Origin of the sequence: Ruegeria sp. AU67, assembly GCF_900312795.1 — a bacterium.
GTDB classification, from domain to species: domain Bacteria; phylum Pseudomonadota; class Alphaproteobacteria; order Rhodobacterales; family Rhodobacteraceae; genus Ruegeria; species Ruegeria atlantica.
The window spans coordinates 1-20,864 of sequence record NZ_OMPH01000021.1; the positions used below are offsets into that span (position 1 = coordinate 1).

Genomic DNA, 20,864 nt, shown 5'->3' on the forward strand with positions numbered 1-20,864 from the left:
GGGCTAATCAACGTCCCGGATGGAGTGGCTTTGTCATGATCTATACTCCGACCACACCAGTAGAGTTGGATGTCGTCATCGATCTGGTCGAAAGTTCGTACACCTTCATCACCGGAAACACCTTGGGCTAAGCTCGAATAGCGCGAAAGTGTGCGGGGACGCCTGTTTCCTGTCAGAGAGCAGTTTCAGCCGCTTTGTTTCTCGCAGTCATTTTTTTCTTAAATTGTCGCCGTGGCGAAGCGCTCGATACCTTCAAGCCATTCACACTAATGGTAGCTGCCTTCCGCTTGTTAGATTTTGCAAAGCTCGGAGTCGAAGTTCCGCTTCGGGCTGCCATCGGTCACAGATGAGAAGAACTACGGACTGATACCATTAGAATGGATATTTCGAAGTGAACCTTCGTTAGCAACGCGAAATGCGTTAATCATTCACCTTAATTCTAGGTTTCGCCAGCCAATACGACATTTTGCTCGGCTGTGTGTTTCAACGCAAGTTTGGGAACTTGCAGGCTTAGCAAAATGCCCAGGCACAAGTTTTGGTCACAAAAATCTATTCGTCTGTTAATTTTGGTTCAGAGGAATTGGTTTAGCTAAAAGGATCACATCGACTGATGAAGCGGAAAATTGCTGCGATCCTAAGCCTCGATGTCGTCGATTATGCCAAGCGCATGTCAGAGGATGCTGAGACCACGCTGAACACTCTACAACGCATTTTGGACGATGTGATCAGACCGTTGGTCCATGAAAACAAAGGACGAATATTCAAGCTGATGGGAGATGGTGCTTTGGTTGAGTTTGTTGCAGCCACAGACGCAATTAATGCTGCCAGCCAGATTTTCATTCAGATGAGAGATGAAGACGTAACACTTCGAGGAGGTCTCCACGTTGGCGACGTAATGCCAAATGGCACAGACTTGTTCGGAGAGGCCGTGAATGTTGCATCGCGCCTTCAGTCCAGCGCGCATATTGGAAGTTGTCTAGTCAGCAAGACAGCTGCTGAAGTTGCGGGAACTTCGCTGGCGGTTGCTTTGCGACCAGAAAGCTCGATACGGTTGAAGGGAATTCCAAATCCAGTGGAAGCCTATTCTATTGATTTAGATGGTGACAAAAGACGCGCAAAGAACAAGCTGCTGGCTAACTCTCAAAACGTCCGCTTTGCAAAATCAAAAGACGGTACAACGCTTGCCTGGACATCCACTGGAAGCGGTAGAAAGTTACTGGTCACACCAAACTGGCTCAGGCATCTGGAATACGATTGGACGATGAACACCATCGCCGGGTGGTTGCCGCTGCTTTCTGAAAATCACTGCCTTTATCGGTTTGATGGTAGAAACAATGGCTTGTCCCAGCGGGGCGTGCAGGATGTGTCTTTGAATCGAATCGTCGAAGATGTTGAGGCCGTACTGGACGCAGCCGGGATCGAAAAAGTTCCATTGTTTGGCATTTCTTTTGGGGCAACCATTGCGGCGGCTTTTGCCGCACATAATCCTGACCGTGTTTCGGGGTTGGTTCTACTCGGTGGATTTGCACAAGGACTCGCAGTGCGTTCACAGCCCGGAATTGCCGCGCTTGGGCAAGCAATGATGGATATGAGTCTCGAAGGCTGGAACGATGAATACCCTTCTGCAAGAGACTTGATGGCCCAATCATTTGCTCCAACCGCAAGTCCGCATGACCAGCGCACTTATGCAGAATTTATGAAAGTGGCAATGGACCATCAGGATTGGCTCAAGATTGGACCACTGGTCGCAGGGGTCGACGTAACCGATCTACTTCTGCGGATTACCTGTCCAACTCTGGTCATGCACGCTAATCGAGACAGGATGCACAGTGTTGAACAAGGTAGGATATTCGCCTCCGGCATCCAGAATGCGCGCTATATTGGCCTTGAGACAGCAAACAATACGATGCCAGAGTATGATCCCGCCTGGCCTAAAGCCCTAGTGGAAATAGAGCGTTTTTTGAATTCAATTTGAGCAGTATACGTTGTTCATCGCCAAAACTTTATTGTTCGAAGGTAAGAGGATGCCGTGCGCCCTTCGATTTTCGATACTGGAATTTGAAAACTCTAGGCTTCTCGTCATCGACCGCTTTGTCCGCATAGCGGTCCCTCAGACAGATCGTAGCGCAAGACCGCACCGAGCCCAAAGGCGAAGTAGAGAAGCTAGGCGTCTCTGACCATTAGGGTTTCGCAAAGTGAGAGTAGGCGAGCCAGGCGTGCGTGCTTGGCTTGCATCACTTTTTCGTCCGGACGAACACAGATTTTACGATGCCAAACGACCATGGCGCTGCAACATACCGGTGGTCATCAGTCGATTTCTCAGGATCGAGATAGAGGAAATGACACAGATCACGCCCCTGATGTACGGAAGGGATGTTACGGCAAATCTGATCACCAAAAACCTTCCATGTTCCGGACAAAGGTACGCCATTCATCCACGCAAAATTCAATTCGATCCTTCCATCTGAATTGCGATTTTCTGAATATGGAGCGCCGAACGGACCAACCGAGTGCTGTTCGATGAAAGAATCTGAGTGCAAAAGAACCAATTCATCATGAGCGATACGGTCAGCCTCGCGCCCTTCGTTGAAGTTGAAAGGCCACTCTGGGAGTCCTGATCCCAACATAGCTTCTTCGAACACCGAAAAAACCTGCGGGTCCTTGTAAATCTCAAACCATGGCTTCATCCAGTTAAGATTAAGCCAGACATTGTTTTTCAGAAACAGCTCCATGTGTGCCCGCGCGGCTTTGATATTGCCTTCCCGAAAGTTTGCCTCAGCGAAATGCCGATGGTGTTGCTCACGCAAATCTTCTTCCGGGATACTTTTCAGCAGTTCCAACGCCCGCCCGCTGTCGCCGGCTCGCAGGTAGTTCCATGCAAGATCTCCCTTTTCGCCAGAATTCAGTTTTGGCGACTGGCGCTCATACTCTTGAAATTCTGCGATTGCATCCTCGTAATTTCCTTCGGTCGTCAGGCTCATTCCTAACACAACGCGCAGCGCCGGATTGGTTGGATTTTTGAACACAGCCCCCCTCGCCAGCGCAAGGGCAAGATCAGGTTCGAGTTGTTCCAAGTGAGCGCGCACCTTCAAAGCCGTCGCTTCAGGATTGCGAGGATCGTTTTGAAGCACTTGCTCAATCAACTCGGAGAAGTCCGTCTTTGCATCAAGTGTGTACTTGATCGTGTTGAAGCTGCCTTCCCAAATTTGGAAATTCGCTTCGGCGCTGCCCAACTTTGCGTCGTCGAACCGCGGGTCCATCGATATTGCTTCGTCAAACAAGGGAAGTGCTTTTGCGATGTCGGTGAAGTCTTTGCTTTCGAGAAGCCTCCTGCCATTGGCGTAAGCTAAGTAGGCTGCGGGGTTTTGCGTTGGTCGGTTCTCCAGAATGCTGCGCTCAACGTCATTGAGCTTGGCCTTCATAGCACCAACGGCCTTCAGCTTTACGGTTACAAGCATACCCAGAAGTTGATCGGCTTCTCCGCGAAAATTCTGCTCCCAAATGACGCCGTCGCCAGATGCCAACGCGTCCCGAAGTCGGGCGAAAAGTTCAATTTCTCCACTGTTCGATTTCGCTGAGCCATCCAAAACGTACCGTATGCCCAGATCCCGGGTTGCTTCATCTGTGCTGACATCGATCCCCTCATAGGATTTCGCAATGCTGTAAGGCGTCATTTCTAGTTGGTTCAGACGCTCAAATGACAGGTACAAGTTCTCCGTGGCGGCGTCAGCGAGTACTTGTGCAGAAGGGTCGTCGGCTTGGAACGGAACGATCAAAACGCCTGAAACCTGCGGTTCGTCACCGGGCAAAAGAAAGATGTAAACGAACAAGGCAATACTAACCGATGCGCATACGGCAGCGCTCGCCAAAATGCTTCTCCGCCTGAGTACCGACGACTTCGGTAGGGGGACGAACTTTCCGGCATCGTCCTCGTCCAGAAGGACACGATAGGCGTGAACGGGTCGCGCAATATTCTTAACGAATTGTTCGCCCAAGTCGACAAAGCCGAAGTCTACCCTGCCTGCTACGTTTCTGAAGACGCCTTCGGAGATCATGATACCGCCGGTGTCCGCCAGAGCTTCAAGCCGGGCAGCTAGGTTTACGCCGTCCCCAAATACGTCGTTGTCGTCAAAAACAACTTCGCCCGCGTTGACGCCCACGCGGTAAGCGATGCGTTTGTGTTCTTCGCTCTCTTCTTCGAGATGGGCAACACGACGCTGAAAGGCGGCTGCCCACGAAACCGCGTTGACGGCACTATCAAATTCGATCAACGCTCCATCGCCAGTGGTTTTGACGATCCGGCCGCCATACTTTGACGCCAGAGGCTCGATTACTTCTTTCTGAATGACCTTCTGGCGGGCTAGAGTGTCCGCTTCGTTCTGTTCGATCAACCGACTATAGGCAACCATATCGATTGCGGCTATTGCGGCTAGTCTTCTTGTCCCTTGTACGTCCTGCATTTCTTCTCCGGGGAAATCTCGAATTTTCGAAATTGTCCTGTCTAATAAACACAGAAATTCGTTGGTCGTCACTAAAGTGCTAAATTGAACCTACCGAGAAAGTCAAAGTCGGGTTTGTCCGCAACTCGGACCTTCGACGGTATTTTACAAACGGCTGCTACCGCTGAATGCCGACACTTGTGCTGGAAATTACAAATCGACGGCTTCGAACGACTGCTTAACGCGACACGCAGACACTCACCAAAATGCGGTGTAGGTCTGCTCGGAGCCCAATGTCGTCATTCATTGGTTGCCCTCAGATTGCGTAGAGAAACTGCTCAGCGCCGGCCGAGATTAAGGCAAAGCGAATAACTTTACAGGTTGCTCAGTAGCCTTTTGGAAGGCTACTTCAGCGACTTCGGTGCCCTCATTCAAGACGTGTTGCGGGCGTACCGAACAGTGTTTCGCATTTGTCATAGCTGAGCAAGCATCCAAAGACCGGCTTCTCAACGCCTGCGCCACGATACATGGCATGCAGGAAGCGATGGGCCGTCACTGGATCACTCATAAATGGGGACTGCCTCAACTTGGCGTCCTGTTCTCCATCCATCGCTTTGTAGATCACCTCGTTTTCCTTGATCGTCGCCGTCACACGAAGTTGATCCAATTCTTCGGCATCAACCGCAGTGGGGTCGTCTGACAGGATCACGAAATCAGCCAACTTCCCGACTTCGATGCTGCCTTTCATGTCTGCCTCATAGTGTTGCCATGCAGGCCAGATCGTCATCGATTTAAGGGCTGTTAACACATCCACCCGCTGAGATGGGCCTAGGATGTCACCAGACCTTGTACGGCGGGTTACTGTCGCATCCAGAACACGCATGCTATCTGGAAATGCCACTGGCGCATCATGGTGCGATCCGAACATCATGCCTCGCTCGCGCACCCAGCCAGTCGGTGAAATGGTTTCAGCAAGGACTGGTCCAACAGTGTGATCGCGGTGCCAATCACCCCAGTAAAAGGTGTGCATAGGGAACAATGAAGGAAACACATTTAGCCTGTTCATCGCATCAACCTGATCTTCGCGCAGGAATTGACCATGTATCAGCACGGGGCGTCGGTCCGCTGGTCCGTACTTGGTCGTGGCACGATCGATAGATGCCAACAGAAGGTCAGACGCAGCCTCTCCGTTGGAATGCACAAGGATCTGGATATTGTTGTCAAACGCCCAATCGACGGCATCGATCACCTGCTGATTTGTTACAGCAGGATAACCAACGTAGCCGGGTTCATACTCGCCCACCGGGTCAAAGTAAGGGCGGTCGCGCCATGCCGTGAACCCTTGGGGAGAGCCGTCAATGGTCAGTTTTGCGCCACCGACACGCATGCGATTTACATACGAATCCGATACGTTTTCCGCGATATAGTTCCGATCGACCATGACGTCTGGATAGGCAACGACGTCAATTTTAAATCCGCCTTCGGACGCGACGCTTTTCATCACTTCGACAATTGGAGGAGCTGCCCGCCCTTCCTGTGCAGTTGTATAGCCGAACCTCGCCCAAAGCTTAGGACCCGCGTCAGCGAAAGCGCGCAAGCCCTCTTCGCCAAGCCCACTGAGTAGGTTGGTCAAGACCATAAAAAATGCATTTTCCTCAAGTACACCGTCTGGCTCACCATCAAGTTGCCGTCGGATGATACCGCCTGCGGGATCAGGCGTATCGGCACCAACATTTGTTTGTTCAAGCGCCTTGGAGTTGGCGACGCCAAAATGGCCCGATTGGTGGACGATAATGATTGGGATATCCGTTGACACTTCATCAAGGTCTTCGCGCGTTGGGTGGCGTAGCTCTCTCAACTGCGATTGGTCATAGCCAAAGCCAACGATCAGTTGCACTTTGTCCACCATTTCTGAGTTGCCAGCTATCCAGTTGTTCAAGGTCTCCTGAAGACTGGGAATATCGGTTACGTCACCGTCTGGTGCGGCCAGAAGATTAGCTGAAAGAGCTTGTAGTCCGCCCATTATCGCGTGACCGTGACTGTCGACGAAACCGGGCAGCATGGCGCGACCTTCTAGATCGAAAAGCTCTGTCGTATCTCCTTGATGTGTAGCAATATCCGCAAGTGCGCCAACCGCAATTATTCGACCATCCTTAACCGCAACGGCTTCGGACGTCGGTTGTGCGTCGTTGATGGTGAGAATCGGGCCGCCCGAGTAGATCGTGTCAGCAATGACCTCGGCGTAAATCGGATTTGCAAAAAGCACTCCACTCGCAAGTGCGGTTAAGCAACTGATTTTGGTGTTCACAACCGACGTCCCCTTCATCCAATGATGTCTTCGACATTAATAGTGTAAACTAGAAGTCTTGTCCGGTATGACAACTTTTTGGCGTACAGCTAAAAAGATTGACCCAAATATTTGCATCCGCATAAGGCGGGTTTGTCCGCGAAGCAGTCGTTCAGGCCGATTGCAGCGAACGGCTGCTACGAGCCCAAAGTGGACACTCAATCGACAATACAGTGCCGCTCCGTAGCAAACGACCGCACCGAGCCCAAGGCAGGTTTTCAGAGTTCCCTATAGTCTCTTGCATTGATTTCTTATTGCCGATGGAAACTACTCAGAAAGAATAGCAAATACGTCTACAGGTTCCCTGATGCCTTTCATTTCTATCCCGCCTCGGCTTTCGGCTTTTACAGTCCCTTCAACCGCGGCCCAGGTACGTGGAGAGATCAAAATGTCATCGTTGGCAGCCATATCGCACAACCGGGCCGCGGTGTTAATGGTGGTGCCAGAAGCAGTGTAGTCGTATCGCCCCGCCGAGCCAACGATACCAACCGTGGCGTAGCCAAATGAAATGCCGACGCCGAAGCCAAGGCGATGACCCAGCTTTTTCCATCGGGCACAGAGCTCCCGCATCTTGTCGCGCATTGCTAACGCGAGTTGCACCGCGTCGCCCGCAGGATCATCTGCTGGGATTGGATCATTAAAAATAACCATGATGCCATCGCCAGCCCGCTGGTCGACGCCACCGCCATATTGATCAATTAAGTCACTCATTTCTTGGTGATACGTTTGAAGGACTTCGATGGTTTCCTCGGGTTCAGCGGACTCGCAGAAAGCAGTGAAACCGCGCAGGTCGCAAAACAGGGTTGCAACCAACGCGCGATGGGAGGGCAACATGCTCTCGTCGCCGGCACTCACCACTGCGTCAGCAACCGCAGCTGGAAGGAAGCGTTTCAGACGGCCAATTCGCTCAAGTTCTCCTACCTGAGATCGGACGCGGTCGCCGAGTTCGGCGTTCAAGGCTTCCAGCGCTTTGAACTGTCTTACATTGTCGATTGCAATCACAGCCTGGGCGGCAAAAAGCTTCAGTATGTCGATGTCATCTTCGCTGAACTCCTCGACATGAAGCCGATAGAGTGCGATAGCGCCGATTGCGCGGTCGCCTTTGATCAGAGGCACGTAGAGCAGTGTTCGCATACGCTCTAGCTCCCACGTGTTCTTCAATTGCTCTGAAATAGCTGTGCCGCCCGCCAGCGCTTCAATGTCCGGATACTGACGGACCTCCATTGATCGGACTGCCTCAACAGAAAGCGAGGCCTTGTCTTTCATCGAATGTGGGTTCGCCCGCAGAAAGTCGACGTATCCAGACTGTTCGACATTCGCAGCTACTAAGTGAAGATGCCGGTCATCAGCGGAGCGAAGCAATAGACAGGCATGCGGCGCGCGGCGAAGGTTTCCACCAGTTCGATTTCGTCCTGAGTAAAGGGCTTCACCTCACGCCGGAACAGAGTAATGCATCCGATTGCCTCGCCTTTTAGCAGAAATGGAACACCCAATATGGTGCGCATGCCTTCCTCTTCGACCATCGCAACCCGGCCGGTGTCGCCTTGCTGGTAAAGGTCGGAGTCGACCAGGTTTTCAACATGAACGATGGAGGCCGTCCGCATTGCGGCGGCGGGGACTAGATTGCTGTCCGAAAGACGCGTGCTTTTCCCCACGCTCAAGTGACGCAATCCTTCACCGTGATGCGCGACCAGCGTCCAGTGACTGCGTGTGTCGTTGAGGATGCACAGATTGGCAAGAGGCGCGCCAGACAGGCGTGCAGCATTTTTCAGGATCGTCTCGAAAACCGGCTCAGGATCAGTTCGTGACGCGCTGATCACTCGCAAGATTTCACGCATTGCAAATTCTCGCTCGCGCAAGATCGCCAGTTCGGCGTTCACACTTTCCAATTCGGTATTCACTGTAACCTCTGCTCGGCATCTAACCGGACCATATTCAACGATCACCACACTATATGTTGCTGCCGCTGCTACCAAACGGCCATTCAGCCGGATCCATCAATATTCGTTGAATTGGCGTCTACGACCTAGCCATGGATGTTCGCTTTGTCCGCATTGCGGATAATGATCGGAATGGATCGGGTGTCTGCGTGGACTTCAAAGCGGTCTTTCGTGCTAAGTGCACCAAATGGCCAAGCAGCTGATGTACTCTCGGCGTAACGAGTTTGTAGCCGCGCGGGGGTGGCCATATCTCACCTGACCTGGCAGTCAAAAAGTCCAGATACCCCGCGCTTGGTGTGCGTGGGGTATAAACAAAATTGCGCCGCGTCCGGGTGAGGCCGGGGGGTGGGGTGCGACATTCCGACTCGGTTGGGCCTCGGGGATACGACCCTGGAAGCCTCGGCAAGCGGCGTGAATTTAGGGTTAGAATAGGGGCAGACGTTCAATGACGCGAAGTAGTTCAACAAAATCAATGGATTTTGGTGGAGCCTAGGGGAAACGCCGCCGAACGCCTAATACACTGATAGTAAACACTATTGTAGTGTGTTGGTTTATAGTGTGTCTCACCTTAGAGTCACACTTATAAGTACGCAATCCTCAGCACCCAACTGACTATGACCTAAACGCAGTACTTCTTTATTGTACTGTTTAAATTCGGCACGGTACTCATTGATAGATGTATTGATATGGAGCAATGCGCATGAAACGGACTGCGACTGCCTTTGGGTTGATGCTTGCGACCACATCACTAGCAAGTGCGGATGAGGGTAAATACCAAACCCTCATGTTGTCCGGTATCTTATTGGTTCAAACCAACACGGAAACTGGTCAAATGCGAATGTGTCGGGTGGACCCTAAGTTAGTGGTCTCTGCAGAACCAGTGGAGTTGTCTGCACCTGAGTGTGGGCAATGGAGTTCACCAGATAAGTAGGAGCAGTCATAGTGGAGACAATTGTTGCTATTGTAGTAAGCGCCCTTGCACTGGCTTTTGTGATTTGGCTCTGGATCATCGTGCCTATGAATATGGCGCAGAACCGAAACCGGTCTGGTCTGATCTGGGTGCTCATCTCCATCGTAGGGTCACCTTTGTTAGCAATTCTTCTATTGTATGCTTTGGGTGATGCACCATCTGCGTAAGAGGCCTAGCATTCGAAGCAGACTGTTCTCTATTGGTGTGTAGTTTGAGAGTTAGGCAGTGGTGATGCCGTCTAGAGAGTAAACTGCATCCAGTTTGCGCAAACCAAATTTTGTTTGGCTGAAATTGTTATAACTTTGGCAAGAATTCGAAAGGCGACAGCCTGATAAATTACTAATTCCACATTGGTTTTCAAGCCTTTAGATGTCAAAGCAATGTAGATCGGGAAAACCCCACGTCGAAGTCACGGCAGAGGTCCTGATCACTACGCTTTGTTCATACCAAGTGTAGGTGTCGGAGTGCTCGAGGATGGTTCAAATTCTGACATCCGCGAGAGTTGATCTCGCTCAAGGTTTGCAACCCTAGGCCACCATAGAACGTGGCTAAACTTTTTGGGTGCCACGGACAGACAGTTTGTCGTCCGAAAAAAATAGGAAGTTTGGGAATAGAAATGGATGAAATTTTTCGCATCTACTCTTCGATAGTTGAAGATGAGATTGCCTACTTGTTTTCCGCAGCAATTGTTATGTGGCTCGGAGTGGCGATACTTTTTTTGTTTGTGCCTGGCCTGAACAAGAGCCGGTTCGGTGGCAGTTTTGTTGCTATTACACCAAACAGCTTAGCGACGTTAGGTGTATTGGGAACTTTCACGGGTATTCTCATCGGTCTGCTCGATTTTGACGTGCAGAGTATCGATGAAAGCGTTCCTAGCCTGTTGGCTGGTCTCAAGATAGCGTTCACAACGAGTATTGTTGGCATTGCTGCGTCGATCTTGTTCAGGTTAGTCCGAACAGTTGCACCTTCCAAAGCGGAAACAGCTGACGCAACACCGGAAGATATATTCTCAGTTTTGCAAGAAATCCGAGACGACGGCCGCAAGAGTGCCGATGCATCACGAGAGCAGATGCAACAACTTCGTAGTGCCATATCCTCAGATGGTGACAGTAGCCTCTTGACGCAGGTCCAAAAGCTGAGAACCACGCTTCATGATGGACAGACTGAGCTCATCAAGGAGTTCCGTGAGTTTTCCGAGCACATGGTTGAAAATAACCAAAAAGCCATTGTCCAGGCGCTCGAAGAGGTAATTCGGGATTTCAATCAAAACCTTACTGAGCAGTTTGGTGAGAACTTTAAGGAACTCAACTCTGCCGTCGCTTCCATGGTTGAGTGGCAAAACAAGTATCGGGAACACGTGGACAGTCTTCAAGGTCGTCTGGAAGCGGCAGTAAAGTCGATCGAAGCTACTCAACTAGCACTGTCCAAAGTAGAGGAGCATTCAGCCAGCATTCCGCAAGCAATTGAAAAACTAGAGCCTGCGCTTACTGGCATAAACACGCAATCGGAAGTCTTGCAAGCGAACTTAGATGCAGTTTCTCAGCTTAGAGATAAAGCCATCGAAGCGTTCCCGATAATTGAAACAAATCTGGAAAAGATAACCTCGGATCTTGGTGTCAGCGTTAGTGACGCTGTCGCAAAGTCTCAGGCTGCGCTTGCAGAAAGCCAGAGTAGCTTTGATAAAATTTCAAGTGGGTATGGCACCCTCCTTACGAGTGCGGAGGACGCGCAAGGGGCAATCTCCAAAGGTGTCAGTGACGCAATGACCCAAATGAACGAAAGCGCATCACAAGAGTTCAATCGACATGGGGAACTTATTGAAGCTGCTGCGGGGGAGGCTCAAAAGGCCATTCAAGAGGCATGGACGTCCAGCTCCGAGAAGATCAATCAACAGTTCGCGGATTTTGATCAACAGATGCAGCAAGAACTACAGAGGTCGTTGGAGTTACTCGGCAGTAATCTCGCTTCGCTGTCCGAGAAGTTCGTTTCTGACTATTCGCCGTTGACTGAGCAACTTCGCACATTGGTCAACGCAAGTAGAGTGAACTCATGAACGATTTTTTCGGGATGTCCAAAAAAGACGACGACAGCGACTGGCTTTCTGTCTCAGACTTGATGGCTGGTCTGATGGTGATTTTTCTTTTCATCGCCGTCGTATTCATCCGACCGCTTCAGGAGCAGAACGACGAACTTGAGTTTCAAAAAGAACAGCTAGAGAAACAAAGAGAGAGTATAGCTCAAATTGCGCTGACCTGGCAGGACACTGAAACCAAAATTTATAATAAACTTGTCGAAGAGTTTGAGGCCGATTTGCCGCTATGGAATGCCGAGATTGAGAAAGAAACACTTCTCATTCGTTTCAATGCACCGGAAGTTTTGTTCTCCGAAGGCCAATCAACTATCCGAGAGAAGTTTAGAGAGATACTTTCCGACTTTTTCCCACGCTACGTCGAGGTTCTCTCAGAGTTTAGGCCAGCGATCGAAGAGATTAGGATTGAGGGTCACACATCGTCTGAATGGAATAGTGCGTCGCCTGAACAAGCCTACTACAACAACATGGCTCTGTCGCAAGCACGAACCAGAGAAGTTCTTAGCTTTGCTCTAACGCTACCAGACGTTGCCGAGGAACGAGATTGGTTGCAGTCTCTGCTAACAGCCAATGGTCTTTCTTCAAGCCGACTAATGCTGGACGAATTCGGCTTGGAAGATCCAAGTCTTTCACGCCGCGTCGAATTTAGGGTCCGAACAAAGGCGCGCTCAGAAATTGTTAAAATACTCGAGGAAGTGCAATGAAGCTCGACTTGGACTTCACAGAGTTAGTTCGCCTTCGCTCAACAATGGGGGCGGGTCAATCTTCTTGGACGCCTAAAACTGGTCCTCTTGATCCCCGAGAAGAGATCAGAATTCAACTCCAGTCTGGGATTGAAATCACACTTGATGACGTGACGCGTGGTCCTGGCGGATTGCTTTCTTATAAAGGCGAGCAGGTCATCCTTTACATTAAGGACACTCGAGCCGACCGCTATACGCTGGAACACGAGCCTGAGAAATCGCGCCGTTTTCATGTTGCAGAATGTGAAACGCTGGACACAATGCGGCATGCAGGACGTTTCGAGCGGTATGTGGTCACTAATCGAATGGACGGGCGTTTTCTTGTCGATTGGTTCGAGAACGATAGTGGTGAAAGAGGCGAGACAGAAGCAGCCCTCAAAGTCTGTAAGAACTGTTTGAAAGCGATCAATTGGCGTGGGTACGAACAACCGAACGATAGGCTCGAGCTGGAGAATGGGGGATCCCAATCAAAGGCTGATATTTGGCGAGAGTTTCAGATTAGCCAGTTCCTCCTAGAGTTTTCAACTTTCTTTCACGATAAACCTTCGAGAAGGGATACGACTGCTGAACCCAATGTCTACGTCGACGACTGGGCGGCAATCTCTAAGAGAACTAGGCGTGGGAAAAACTGGACTTGCGAGGCATGTGGCGTAAACCTCAGGTCGGTGCCCCATCTATTGCACTGCCATCACAAGAGTGGCGTCGTAACCGATAACACTTTAGAAAATCTCGAAGTTCTATGTGCAATCGATCATGCAAAACAGCCGGGCCACGGGCACATGAAAGTTCCGACAAGGGATAAGAACAAAATAGTAGAACTACGTCTCGAACAAAGTCTCCAAGCTGGCGGAACAAGGAGCTAGGTCACCCTGCTCTTATTCGTAAAGTGCGATGCACCCGACGACTGCGTTGCATGCACTTTTTTGTAAACATTAGAAGGTTCGATACTATGGAAGTCTTGTTACTGCTAATTGTCGTCGTGGTGGCTGTACTGCTCATTGCGCGTAGCAAACGACAGCCTGACAAAAGTACTAGGTCTAAACGACAGGAAACTTCGGAATTGAAACCGAGGTTGGGCGCGTCGCCTACCCAGAATACAAGTCGGCCATCACGTTTCGATGCGGGCAGCGTAGTACCGAAACCCACCGCCGCAGTATTGGAGGGCGCTGCCTACGTTGTGGACGGCGACACGATAAAGATACAGAAAAAGCAAGTGCGCTTGTTCGGCGTTGATGCGCCTGAGATTAACCACCCCTACGGCAAGAAGGCCAAGTGGGCTTTGGTATCCCTATGCAAGGGGCAGAAAGTTAGAGCAGAGGTCACTGCTGAGGATGACCACGGTCGTACCGTGGCAAAGTGCTATCTGGAAGATGGCCGCGACTTGTCTGCGGAAATGGTCAAGCTCGGAATGGCGATAGATTGGCCAAAGTTCTCAGGTGGTAAGTACCGCGCTCTTGAGCAACCTGAAGCAAGAAGGAAGTTGTGGCTAGCTGACGCGCGGCAGAAGGGGCATATGAAGCTTTGGGAGCAATTCGAAGCCAGACAAGCGTCCCGCAAAGTAGCAAAATAGGCTGTGACAAAGAAGATAGATTGGCACTCATGAGATGTCGATCGGCAGGAGCTTCAATCCTAATAGTATTTCTTGCGATAGTTGTGTCCACAGAATGGCTGACTAGAAGGAGCGGTACCAATGGAATTTGTTGAAGGCGTTGAGTACTCCCGGCGCGAAGACATTCACGCCTTATTCGGGGGGCAAATGCAGGGTGGGATATCTACCCCTAAGGATCATCCCTACGTCTTCATCTTCACCGGAAAAAGTGGTGAACAACATGGCTATTTGGACGGTTGGCGCGACGAAGGAGTGTTCTTGTACACTGGAGAGGGACAAACTGGAGACATGGAGTTTCTGCGTGGTAACGCTGCCATCAGAGATCATGACAAACTAGGAAAAGAACTTCTTCTATTTGAAGCCCTTGGTAAATCCAAACCAGTTCGGTTCTTAGGGCGATTTGCGTGTCAGTCTTGGGATATCCTGAGAGGCGCAGATACAAATAATAAGTTGCGTGATTGCATCCAATTTCATTTGATCAAACTCGAAAGTGATGTTGAACCCATTCTGGAAGTGGGAAACGCACCACCAGCATCTAGCGAAATTGAACGTTTGCGAGAAAAGGCTATTGCAGCAGCCGTACCCAGCCAGGCTAAACAGTGGAAAAATGCGCGTTCAGCCTACAGAGCAAGAAGTAAGGCTGTCCGAGACTACATTCTCGCGCGAGCGGGGGGCTTCTGTGAACTTACTGGCAAACCAGCGCCGTTCCGCACTAAGTCTGGGGAGCCGTATCTCGAAGTTCATCACACGCGCCGGCTGTCGGATGATGGCCCGGACGATCCACGTTACGTAGCCGCGATTTGTCCAAGCATACACCGCGAAATTCATTACGGGCAAAACGGCAAGGAATTGAACCGACAACTTGTAGAGAAGTTAAAAACCACCGAACCACACGGTTTAGATTGACGCAAAAACAGCTTGTGTTCTGGCTTTCTGCTAAGTGTTGAGTTCGCGTTTGCAATTGGTGTTTTATGACTTGAGGCGCCGGCGCCAAAAGCACAGCTTCCCTTTCGCCGTCTCATCCAAAAAAAGGAAAAATCTGATTGGAACTCACAGACGCGCCCAGCAGGCCAATTAATCTTTGGCGCACTCCCAAAGACCAGTTTGCTCCTGCTATTTTTGATAGACTAGACCATATTCAAGCTGAAGTAGAGCAGTTGGAAAATCGGCGTAGAAGGGACGCGGCAAGCGGCGCTAGGTTCCGCAAATGTTTGAGAGCCATTTGCTTAGATTTGTTCGATGCCTATGTCGCAGATGCTGACATGCAAGTGGGCGTTGCAAAGGACAACAATGCTCTTAGCCGAAAGAACCTGGACCAGCCGGAATTCGTATCAGCGCGACCATTCCTGGATGCGTATAAAGGTCTAGTCGAAGCAGGCTATATGGACGAGTTAAGCATCGGTAGCGAAGCGAGTGGGCGGCGAACTAGGGTTAGAGGCACAAAGCTACTGGTCGAGAAACTGGGTATAGCGGGACTTAGACCCGAGCATCTTGTCGATACATCGGATCCAATTATTCTACGAGTTAAGCGCAACGGGAAAAAGAAGCGTCACGCCTTTATTGATACAGATCAGATTGTCCAATGGCGCGACAATGTCGAGCAAATCAACAGACATCTCGAAGGCTATAGGTTCACATTGGACCTGACGCAAAAACAAACAAACGGCATGGAGGCCGACCGGCTGAGTGACGCTGTGCAGGAGGCTAAAGTCGAACGCGAACCTCTTCAGTATCAGCGCATAGACACAACACGTAACCGGCTATGCCGCATCTTCAATAGCCCACAGTGGGACGAAGGTGGAAGGTTCTATGGCGGATGGTGGCAGAGCGTGCCAAAACGTTTGCGTCGACATATCAAGATAAACGGCAAGCTAACGTGTGAGTATGATTTTTCGTCAATTCATATGAGGCTTCTATACAAATCCATTGGGTCCACGATACCAAAGGATATCGATCCCTACAGCAAGCCGTACGGAGAACGCCATCGTAAGGTTGTAAAGCGAGCGTTCAATGTACTGCTAAACGCAAGCCGTCGACCTGCACCCCACACTGTCCCGGAATTCAACGAGGAAGAGTTGGGCATGCCTTGGAATAGCTTCCTCAATGGCATCCTTAAGCACCACAGCGTGTTGGAAGAACATTTTATGACTGGGGCAGGCGTCTATTTGCAACGCATAGATGCAGAAATTGCTGAAGCGATCATGCTCAGATTTGTTGAAATGCGGCAACCGTGCCTGCCAATCCATGACAGCTTTATAACCTACAAGACACTTGAGGACGAACTTCCCGAGATAATGGAGAGAGTTGCAGTTAAACTGGGTGCCGGAGAAATCCCGGCCCAGAAGGCCTATTCTGGCAATTATACTGGTCCAACTGGTCTGGTTACAGCAGACGTTGGAGAGGTACTTGCTGAGATTGCTAATGAGCAATCAGAAAATACGACCAAGATCGGTGCTTGCTGATTACGAATTTGGCAGTTTTGGCTTCACCGAATTAGTAGATGATCTGTATCTGACCCCTCTCCGAGGGAATGCATTCTCCACCATTACCCAGAACACTTGTGAAAATCTCTGTCCGGTTCTTCCCTCATAAGAGGGAGGGTTTAGCAAAGAAGATTGATGACACGGCGCGAGCGTAAGTCTGTTAAGCTTCAGCTTGGCATCCGTTTCGCTCGTCAACAACGCGGGTAGCAGCGGTCAGCTTTGACCTGCATTTAATATCCGGTACACCGACGCACGGCTGATGCCGAGGTCATTTGCAATCTTGGTGGCGCCGATGCCTTCACCTGCCAGCGCAAGCACCTCGTCCGACTTTGCCAATGCGGTTGGTTTGCGCCCTTTGTACTTTCCGGCAGCTTTGGCCTTGGCAATTCCTTCACGCTGACGCTCCAGCATAATCTCACGCTCAAACTCAGCCACGCTTCCCAACAGGTTCAACATCAGCTTGCCTTGGGCAGTGGAAGTGTCGAGACTTAACCCCAAGATCGTTAGGTGCGCCCGAACGGCGTCAAGCTGGTTACGGATTTCCATCAGGTGGGCCATAGAGCGCGCCAGTCGGTCTAGTTTGGTGACTACTAGGTGATCACCCTCTCGGACAAAGTTGAGCGCCTCTGTGAGCTTCTCACGCGCTCTCACATCCACTGAGGATACCTGTTCGGTGAAAACCTTCTCGCACCCGGCTTTTTCCAGTTCCCGTAGTTGAGCATCAAGCCCAGCCGTTTGATCTAAAGTCGAAGTCCTAGCATAGCCAACAAGCATGATCTGTTCCGTCTCTCAAAGTCTTAAATATTGAGACACATACTGTCTCAAAAAGCAAAGTCAACATCTGTGAGACACAATTTGCGTGTGTGCTGGTTGTGTCGCTGGGGCAGGGCCTTGTGAAACAGCAATACCAAACAAAAGAGCCGAGACGTATGCTGACTACCCCATGGGGGGAACTCAGCCTGTCTAGAACTATAGATACGGGCGCGAAAAAATTCGCCAAAAAACTTGAGTAAATTTGGCCTACGCAGCGGACATTGACGCTGTATGCAGCGAATGACCGCCCGGAGCCCCAATCTGTCTTATGCTGTGGAACAGCCGAATGTCCGCTTTTCTCTCAGGCGACCATCACGGCACGCGCCATCGCAATGACCTTAAGCCAACGTGGAATAAACCTCGGCAACTCGCTGAAAGGTCCAATAGCAGGCGATAGCCGCACATCCAACGGCTAAGCCCACTCGTACGGACATCCACAAACTGGAGTTCACGCGCCGACACATTACTAAGGCAGGCCAGAGCGCAAGAATAATGGCGACCTGGCCAAGCTCGACGCCAAGATTGAATGCAAGCAGGCTTTGCCAGATGTTTGGGGATGTAACCTGCAAAATCTTGTGCAACACAAAGCTAAACCCAAGCCCGTGCAAGAGGCCAATCAGCGTCGTCAGAAGCACCATCGTGACCTCAGAGCGCGCGCTGTCCTTAAAACTCATAAACGCTGCGACAGCTGCAAATATGATAGAAAGCGCGATTCCGGTTTCGACGGCAGGAACAAACCACGCGCCCGATGGTACAAACCCGAAAAACCCTAGCGACAGCGTTACGCTATGCCCAACGGTAAAACCGGTTGCACGCAGCAATAGCGCCCTGAGTGTCTGCGCTCCAATGACCAAACACACAACAAAAAGAACATGATCCAATCCTTCGAGGATATGTCGTATACCTTCCCAGACAAAACTCAGGAATCCTCCATACCCCTCTTGCTGAACCACCAATGGTTCAGTCATCAGGCCCCGAGTTCGGAATATCTGCGGTGTGTCCGACGCGTAATCGAGAATGAGGTTGGCCGTTTGGTCCTGATCGGGCAAGCCGGGGTCCAGCACGTTGGTAATGCTGTAAGATTGGACCGGGCCGTCAGTGTCATAATGCAGGATGAGATCGACAATTGTGTCACCAACAAAAAGCGGTGGCGTTAAGGCCGTTTCGGTGTCCACGGCCTGTTGAGCTTCGGCCAAAGTTGCAAATCCGGGCTCATTTCCAACTCGATGCAAGCGAACGGACTTAACTGTTCCTCTTAAGCGCTGATTGTCGACCAACAGATGCAACCCACCTTCAGCGAATTGCCCCAGCCCATTAGGATCGCTCATGACAGCCTGCAAGTCGACAAAGTGGACCAACTGACCGTCGCTCAAGGCATTAGTCGTGAATGGTGCAGCTTTCGGCAAAGCATCACCATCCTGATCACCGACCTTGTCTGCAACCAGATAAGGCATGGGCGTACGGATGTAGACACGCAGACCGCCTTCGGAATGCTCGACATGCAAAATTCGAACGTTGAGGTTTAGCAAAAAATGCGCCGAGGCTGACAGCGTCAGTGACAAAAGCACTCCGACAAACAGAGCGCCGAAAGCAAAAACCTTTGGTCTTAAACGCTCATGCATTTGGATCTCGGGCCTCGATTACAGTTAATCCATCCAGCTTCCATTGCCCTGACTCAGGTACGACCTCGGCTAGCACCCGGAACGTAACCGCGCGTATATGGGCGTGTCCCCAATGACCGCCTTGGGCTTTCACTGTCCATTTTGCCAGAGTGCTAAATCCACCCGGATTAAGGGTCGGGTCAACGCGCTCTACTTTCAGGGCACTAATATCTGTAACTGTAGCAAGACTGCCTCCCGGCGTTCGGATTACGAGACCACGTTCTACCTCTGTTGCGATGTCGCCCAGAGACGCTGCCGTTACAATGTGGGCCAGCTCTGCCTTTCTTGCTGCCGACGAAGTTTCTAGGGTCACCGTGTTCAAGTTTTCGATCATCGAGCGCAGTATATCTTCCGCAACCTGCTGCTCAGGGGGCTCGGGCTTACTCCAGGGTAATTCCGGCAAATATCCCGAAAATACAAACGTTGCCGAAGCAGCGGCAATCATAGTCACCCAACTGGCACGCTTTGCGACTTTGCCTCTGGTTAGCAGGAGAAAACAGAGTGAGACGGCGCTGATAATCCCGGCGATCAAAGCCACGGCAGGGTTCTGCCGTTTCTGCCGCTCAACTGGAATCTGAGTAACAGATGCTCTTTGGTATTGGAGTAGGTGGTTCTGCCAGTGAAACTGAGGGTCCGCAGGTGTAACAGCTCCAAAGAACGGCCCGGCGATATCGTTTGAAATGGTCGCAACGCGGGAAATTTCCTCGTCAAACATATCCCAAGTGACCGCCACCTGATCGGGAAGGTCTGCCGATGAGAAAGACAGGATAGCTCCAATAAACGTATTGTTCACAGACACTTCCTTTCCCGGCTCGACAACCTGAAAACCCTGCGATGTCAGCTCCAGGAGTGTTGCAGTAGCGTTTGATGGTTGCACTGACTTGCCATCAATGGTCACCGGGTTACGAGAAGCCAAAAAGGACGCCGCCTGGTTTACGATCAAGGCGCTATGTTGTGGCGAAAGCGTTCGCCCCACTTCGAAAGTTTCACCAATCCAAGGCGCCAGTTCACGCAAGCGGATCAGTGTTTCATGCCGAACTTCACGAGGTTCGATGTAGAGAAAGGTGGATGTCCCGTCCTGAGCTTTTCGATTCAGGCTTTCAGCAGAAAAGCGGCTGTCCCACGGATCAGGCCAGTGAATCTTTAACTCTGCCGGCTTTGCCAAGAAACTGAAATCCGTGACCGGAACCTCTCGGTCAAAAACCTGCATCCCGATTGTCACCAGTGGTTCGCCATCCTGCGATGGAGGCATTATGGTCAGCTCGTTGGGAACTGAGTTCTGAAACGGAAAGAACACTTCGACGAAGAGAATACGCGGATCTTTTGGCGGGCTGGGAACAATTTGACCCGAGAATGGATCGCGCTGACCTGCAAGCGGCGAAGCCCGGTCTATGCGCGTTCGGTATTCCACCTTTCTGATATCAGCGTTTAGGGCCCGTTCGTCGCCTCCAACAATCGACAGCGCCCGGCTTTCGGCTTGGGCATAACCTTGATTGGACTCTTGTTCAGCTTCCGGCTCACCCCGGACGAAATCTGATGACCAACCGATTGGCAGCATATCCGCAAACAGCGGTATATCTCCGACGTAGACCTCAAGGTCGACGTAAACCCCATCATCTTGGACATGAAGGACAGCAATATTGGGTGCGACTTCCGAACCGTTTGTCAGAACGACATCCGCCGAAACGGCCTGCCCACCTGAGGCCATCAGGCTCAGCATCAGGAATAGGCGGTTCAGATACTGCCAAATCGGAATTTTGTTCACCCCTG

At 51.0% G+C, this 20,864-nt stretch carries 14 protein-coding genes; 7 read left to right on the forward strand and 7 right to left on the reverse strand.

Annotated elements, in window-relative coordinates; translation table 11 throughout:
* Positions 1-610 precede the first annotated feature (610 nt).
* Positions 611-1,975, forward strand: a complete 1,365-nt coding sequence (locus DK510_RS11290) for an alpha/beta fold hydrolase (protein WP_109312191.1) — start codon at positions 611-613, stop codon at positions 1,973-1,975.
* 259 nt (positions 1,976-2,234) lie between these two features.
* On the opposite strand, the gene DK510_RS11295 is transcribed toward DK510_RS11290, so the two are convergent.
* From DK510_RS11295 to DK510_RS11310, 4 genes are all read right to left on the reverse strand, one after another.
* A complete protein-coding gene (locus DK510_RS11295; RefSeq protein ID WP_109312192.1) occupies positions 2,235-4,460 on the reverse strand; it encodes a tetratricopeptide repeat protein in 2,226 nt (741 codons plus the stop codon).
* Between the two features lie 406 nt (positions 4,461-4,866).
* The gene (locus tag DK510_RS11300; protein ID WP_234999040.1) at positions 4,867-6,705 is read right to left on the reverse strand and encodes an amidohydrolase; all 1,839 of its coding nucleotides are present in this window, start codon (positions 6,703-6,705) and stop codon (positions 4,867-4,869) included.
* Positions 6,706-7,053: 348 nt separating this feature from the next.
* The gene (locus tag DK510_RS11305; protein WP_109312194.1) at positions 7,054-8,148 is read right to left on the reverse strand and encodes an adenylate/guanylate cyclase domain-containing protein; all 1,095 of its coding nucleotides are present in this window, start codon (positions 8,146-8,148) and stop codon (positions 7,054-7,056) included.
* A complete protein-coding gene (locus tag DK510_RS11310) occupies positions 8,112-8,687 on the reverse strand; it encodes a GAF domain-containing protein (RefSeq protein WP_109312195.1) in 576 nt (191 codons plus the stop codon). The genes DK510_RS11305 and DK510_RS11310 overlap by 37 nt, the downstream gene beginning before the upstream one ends.
* Before the next feature lie 1,625 nt (positions 8,688-10,312).
* Here DK510_RS11310 and DK510_RS11320 point away from each other — a divergent pair.
* The 6 genes from DK510_RS11320 (at position 10,313) to DK510_RS11345 (ending at position 16,599) form a co-directional block, all read left to right on the forward strand.
* Complete coding sequence (locus DK510_RS11320) at positions 10,313-11,749, forward strand: hypothetical protein (RefSeq protein WP_109312197.1); 1,437 nt, start codon at positions 10,313-10,315, stop codon at positions 11,747-11,749.
* Positions 11,746-12,489, forward strand: coding sequence for an OmpA family protein (locus DK510_RS11325; protein WP_109312198.1), 744 nt, complete (start codon positions 11,746-11,748; stop codon positions 12,487-12,489). Before DK510_RS11320 ends, DK510_RS11325 begins: the two co-directional genes overlap by 4 nt.
* Entirely contained in the window at positions 12,486-13,391 is a 906-nt protein-coding gene (locus tag DK510_RS11330) for a hypothetical protein (protein WP_109312199.1), read from the forward strand. Before DK510_RS11325 ends, DK510_RS11330 begins: the two co-directional genes overlap by 4 nt.
* Positions 13,392-13,477: 86 nt before the next feature.
* The gene (locus DK510_RS11335) at positions 13,478-14,098 is read left to right on the forward strand and encodes a thermonuclease family protein (RefSeq protein ID WP_109312300.1); all 621 of its coding nucleotides are present in this window, start codon (positions 13,478-13,480) and stop codon (positions 14,096-14,098) included.
* Between the two features lie 120 nt (positions 14,099-14,218).
* Positions 14,219-15,043 carry an HNH endonuclease signature motif containing protein gene (locus tag DK510_RS11340; protein WP_109312200.1) on the forward strand — a complete coding sequence of 275 codons (825 nt, stop codon included), beginning with the start codon at positions 14,219-14,221 and terminating at the stop codon, positions 15,041-15,043.
* 137 nt (positions 15,044-15,180) lie between these two features.
* The gene (locus DK510_RS11345) at positions 15,181-16,599 is read left to right on the forward strand and encodes a hypothetical protein (protein WP_109312201.1); all 1,419 of its coding nucleotides are present in this window, start codon (positions 15,181-15,183) and stop codon (positions 16,597-16,599) included.
* Positions 16,600-16,833: 234 nt separating this feature from the next.
* Here DK510_RS11345 and DK510_RS11350 read toward each other — a convergent pair whose 3' ends face one another.
* From DK510_RS11350 to DK510_RS11360, 3 genes are all read right to left on the reverse strand, one after another.
* On the reverse strand, positions 16,834-17,394 hold the full coding sequence (locus DK510_RS11350; protein ID WP_109312202.1) for a recombinase family protein: 561 nt from the start codon (positions 17,392-17,394) through the stop codon (positions 16,834-16,836).
* A gap of 377 nt (positions 17,395-17,771) precedes the next feature.
* Entirely contained in the window at positions 17,772-19,055 is a 1,284-nt protein-coding gene (locus tag DK510_RS11355) for a HupE/UreJ family protein (protein WP_109312203.1), read from the reverse strand.
* A complete protein-coding gene (locus DK510_RS11360) occupies positions 19,048-20,859 on the reverse strand; it encodes a hypothetical protein (RefSeq protein WP_109312204.1) in 1,812 nt (603 codons plus the stop codon). Before DK510_RS11360 ends, DK510_RS11355 begins: the two co-directional genes overlap by 8 nt.
* Positions 20,860-20,864: the final 5 nt, after the last annotated feature.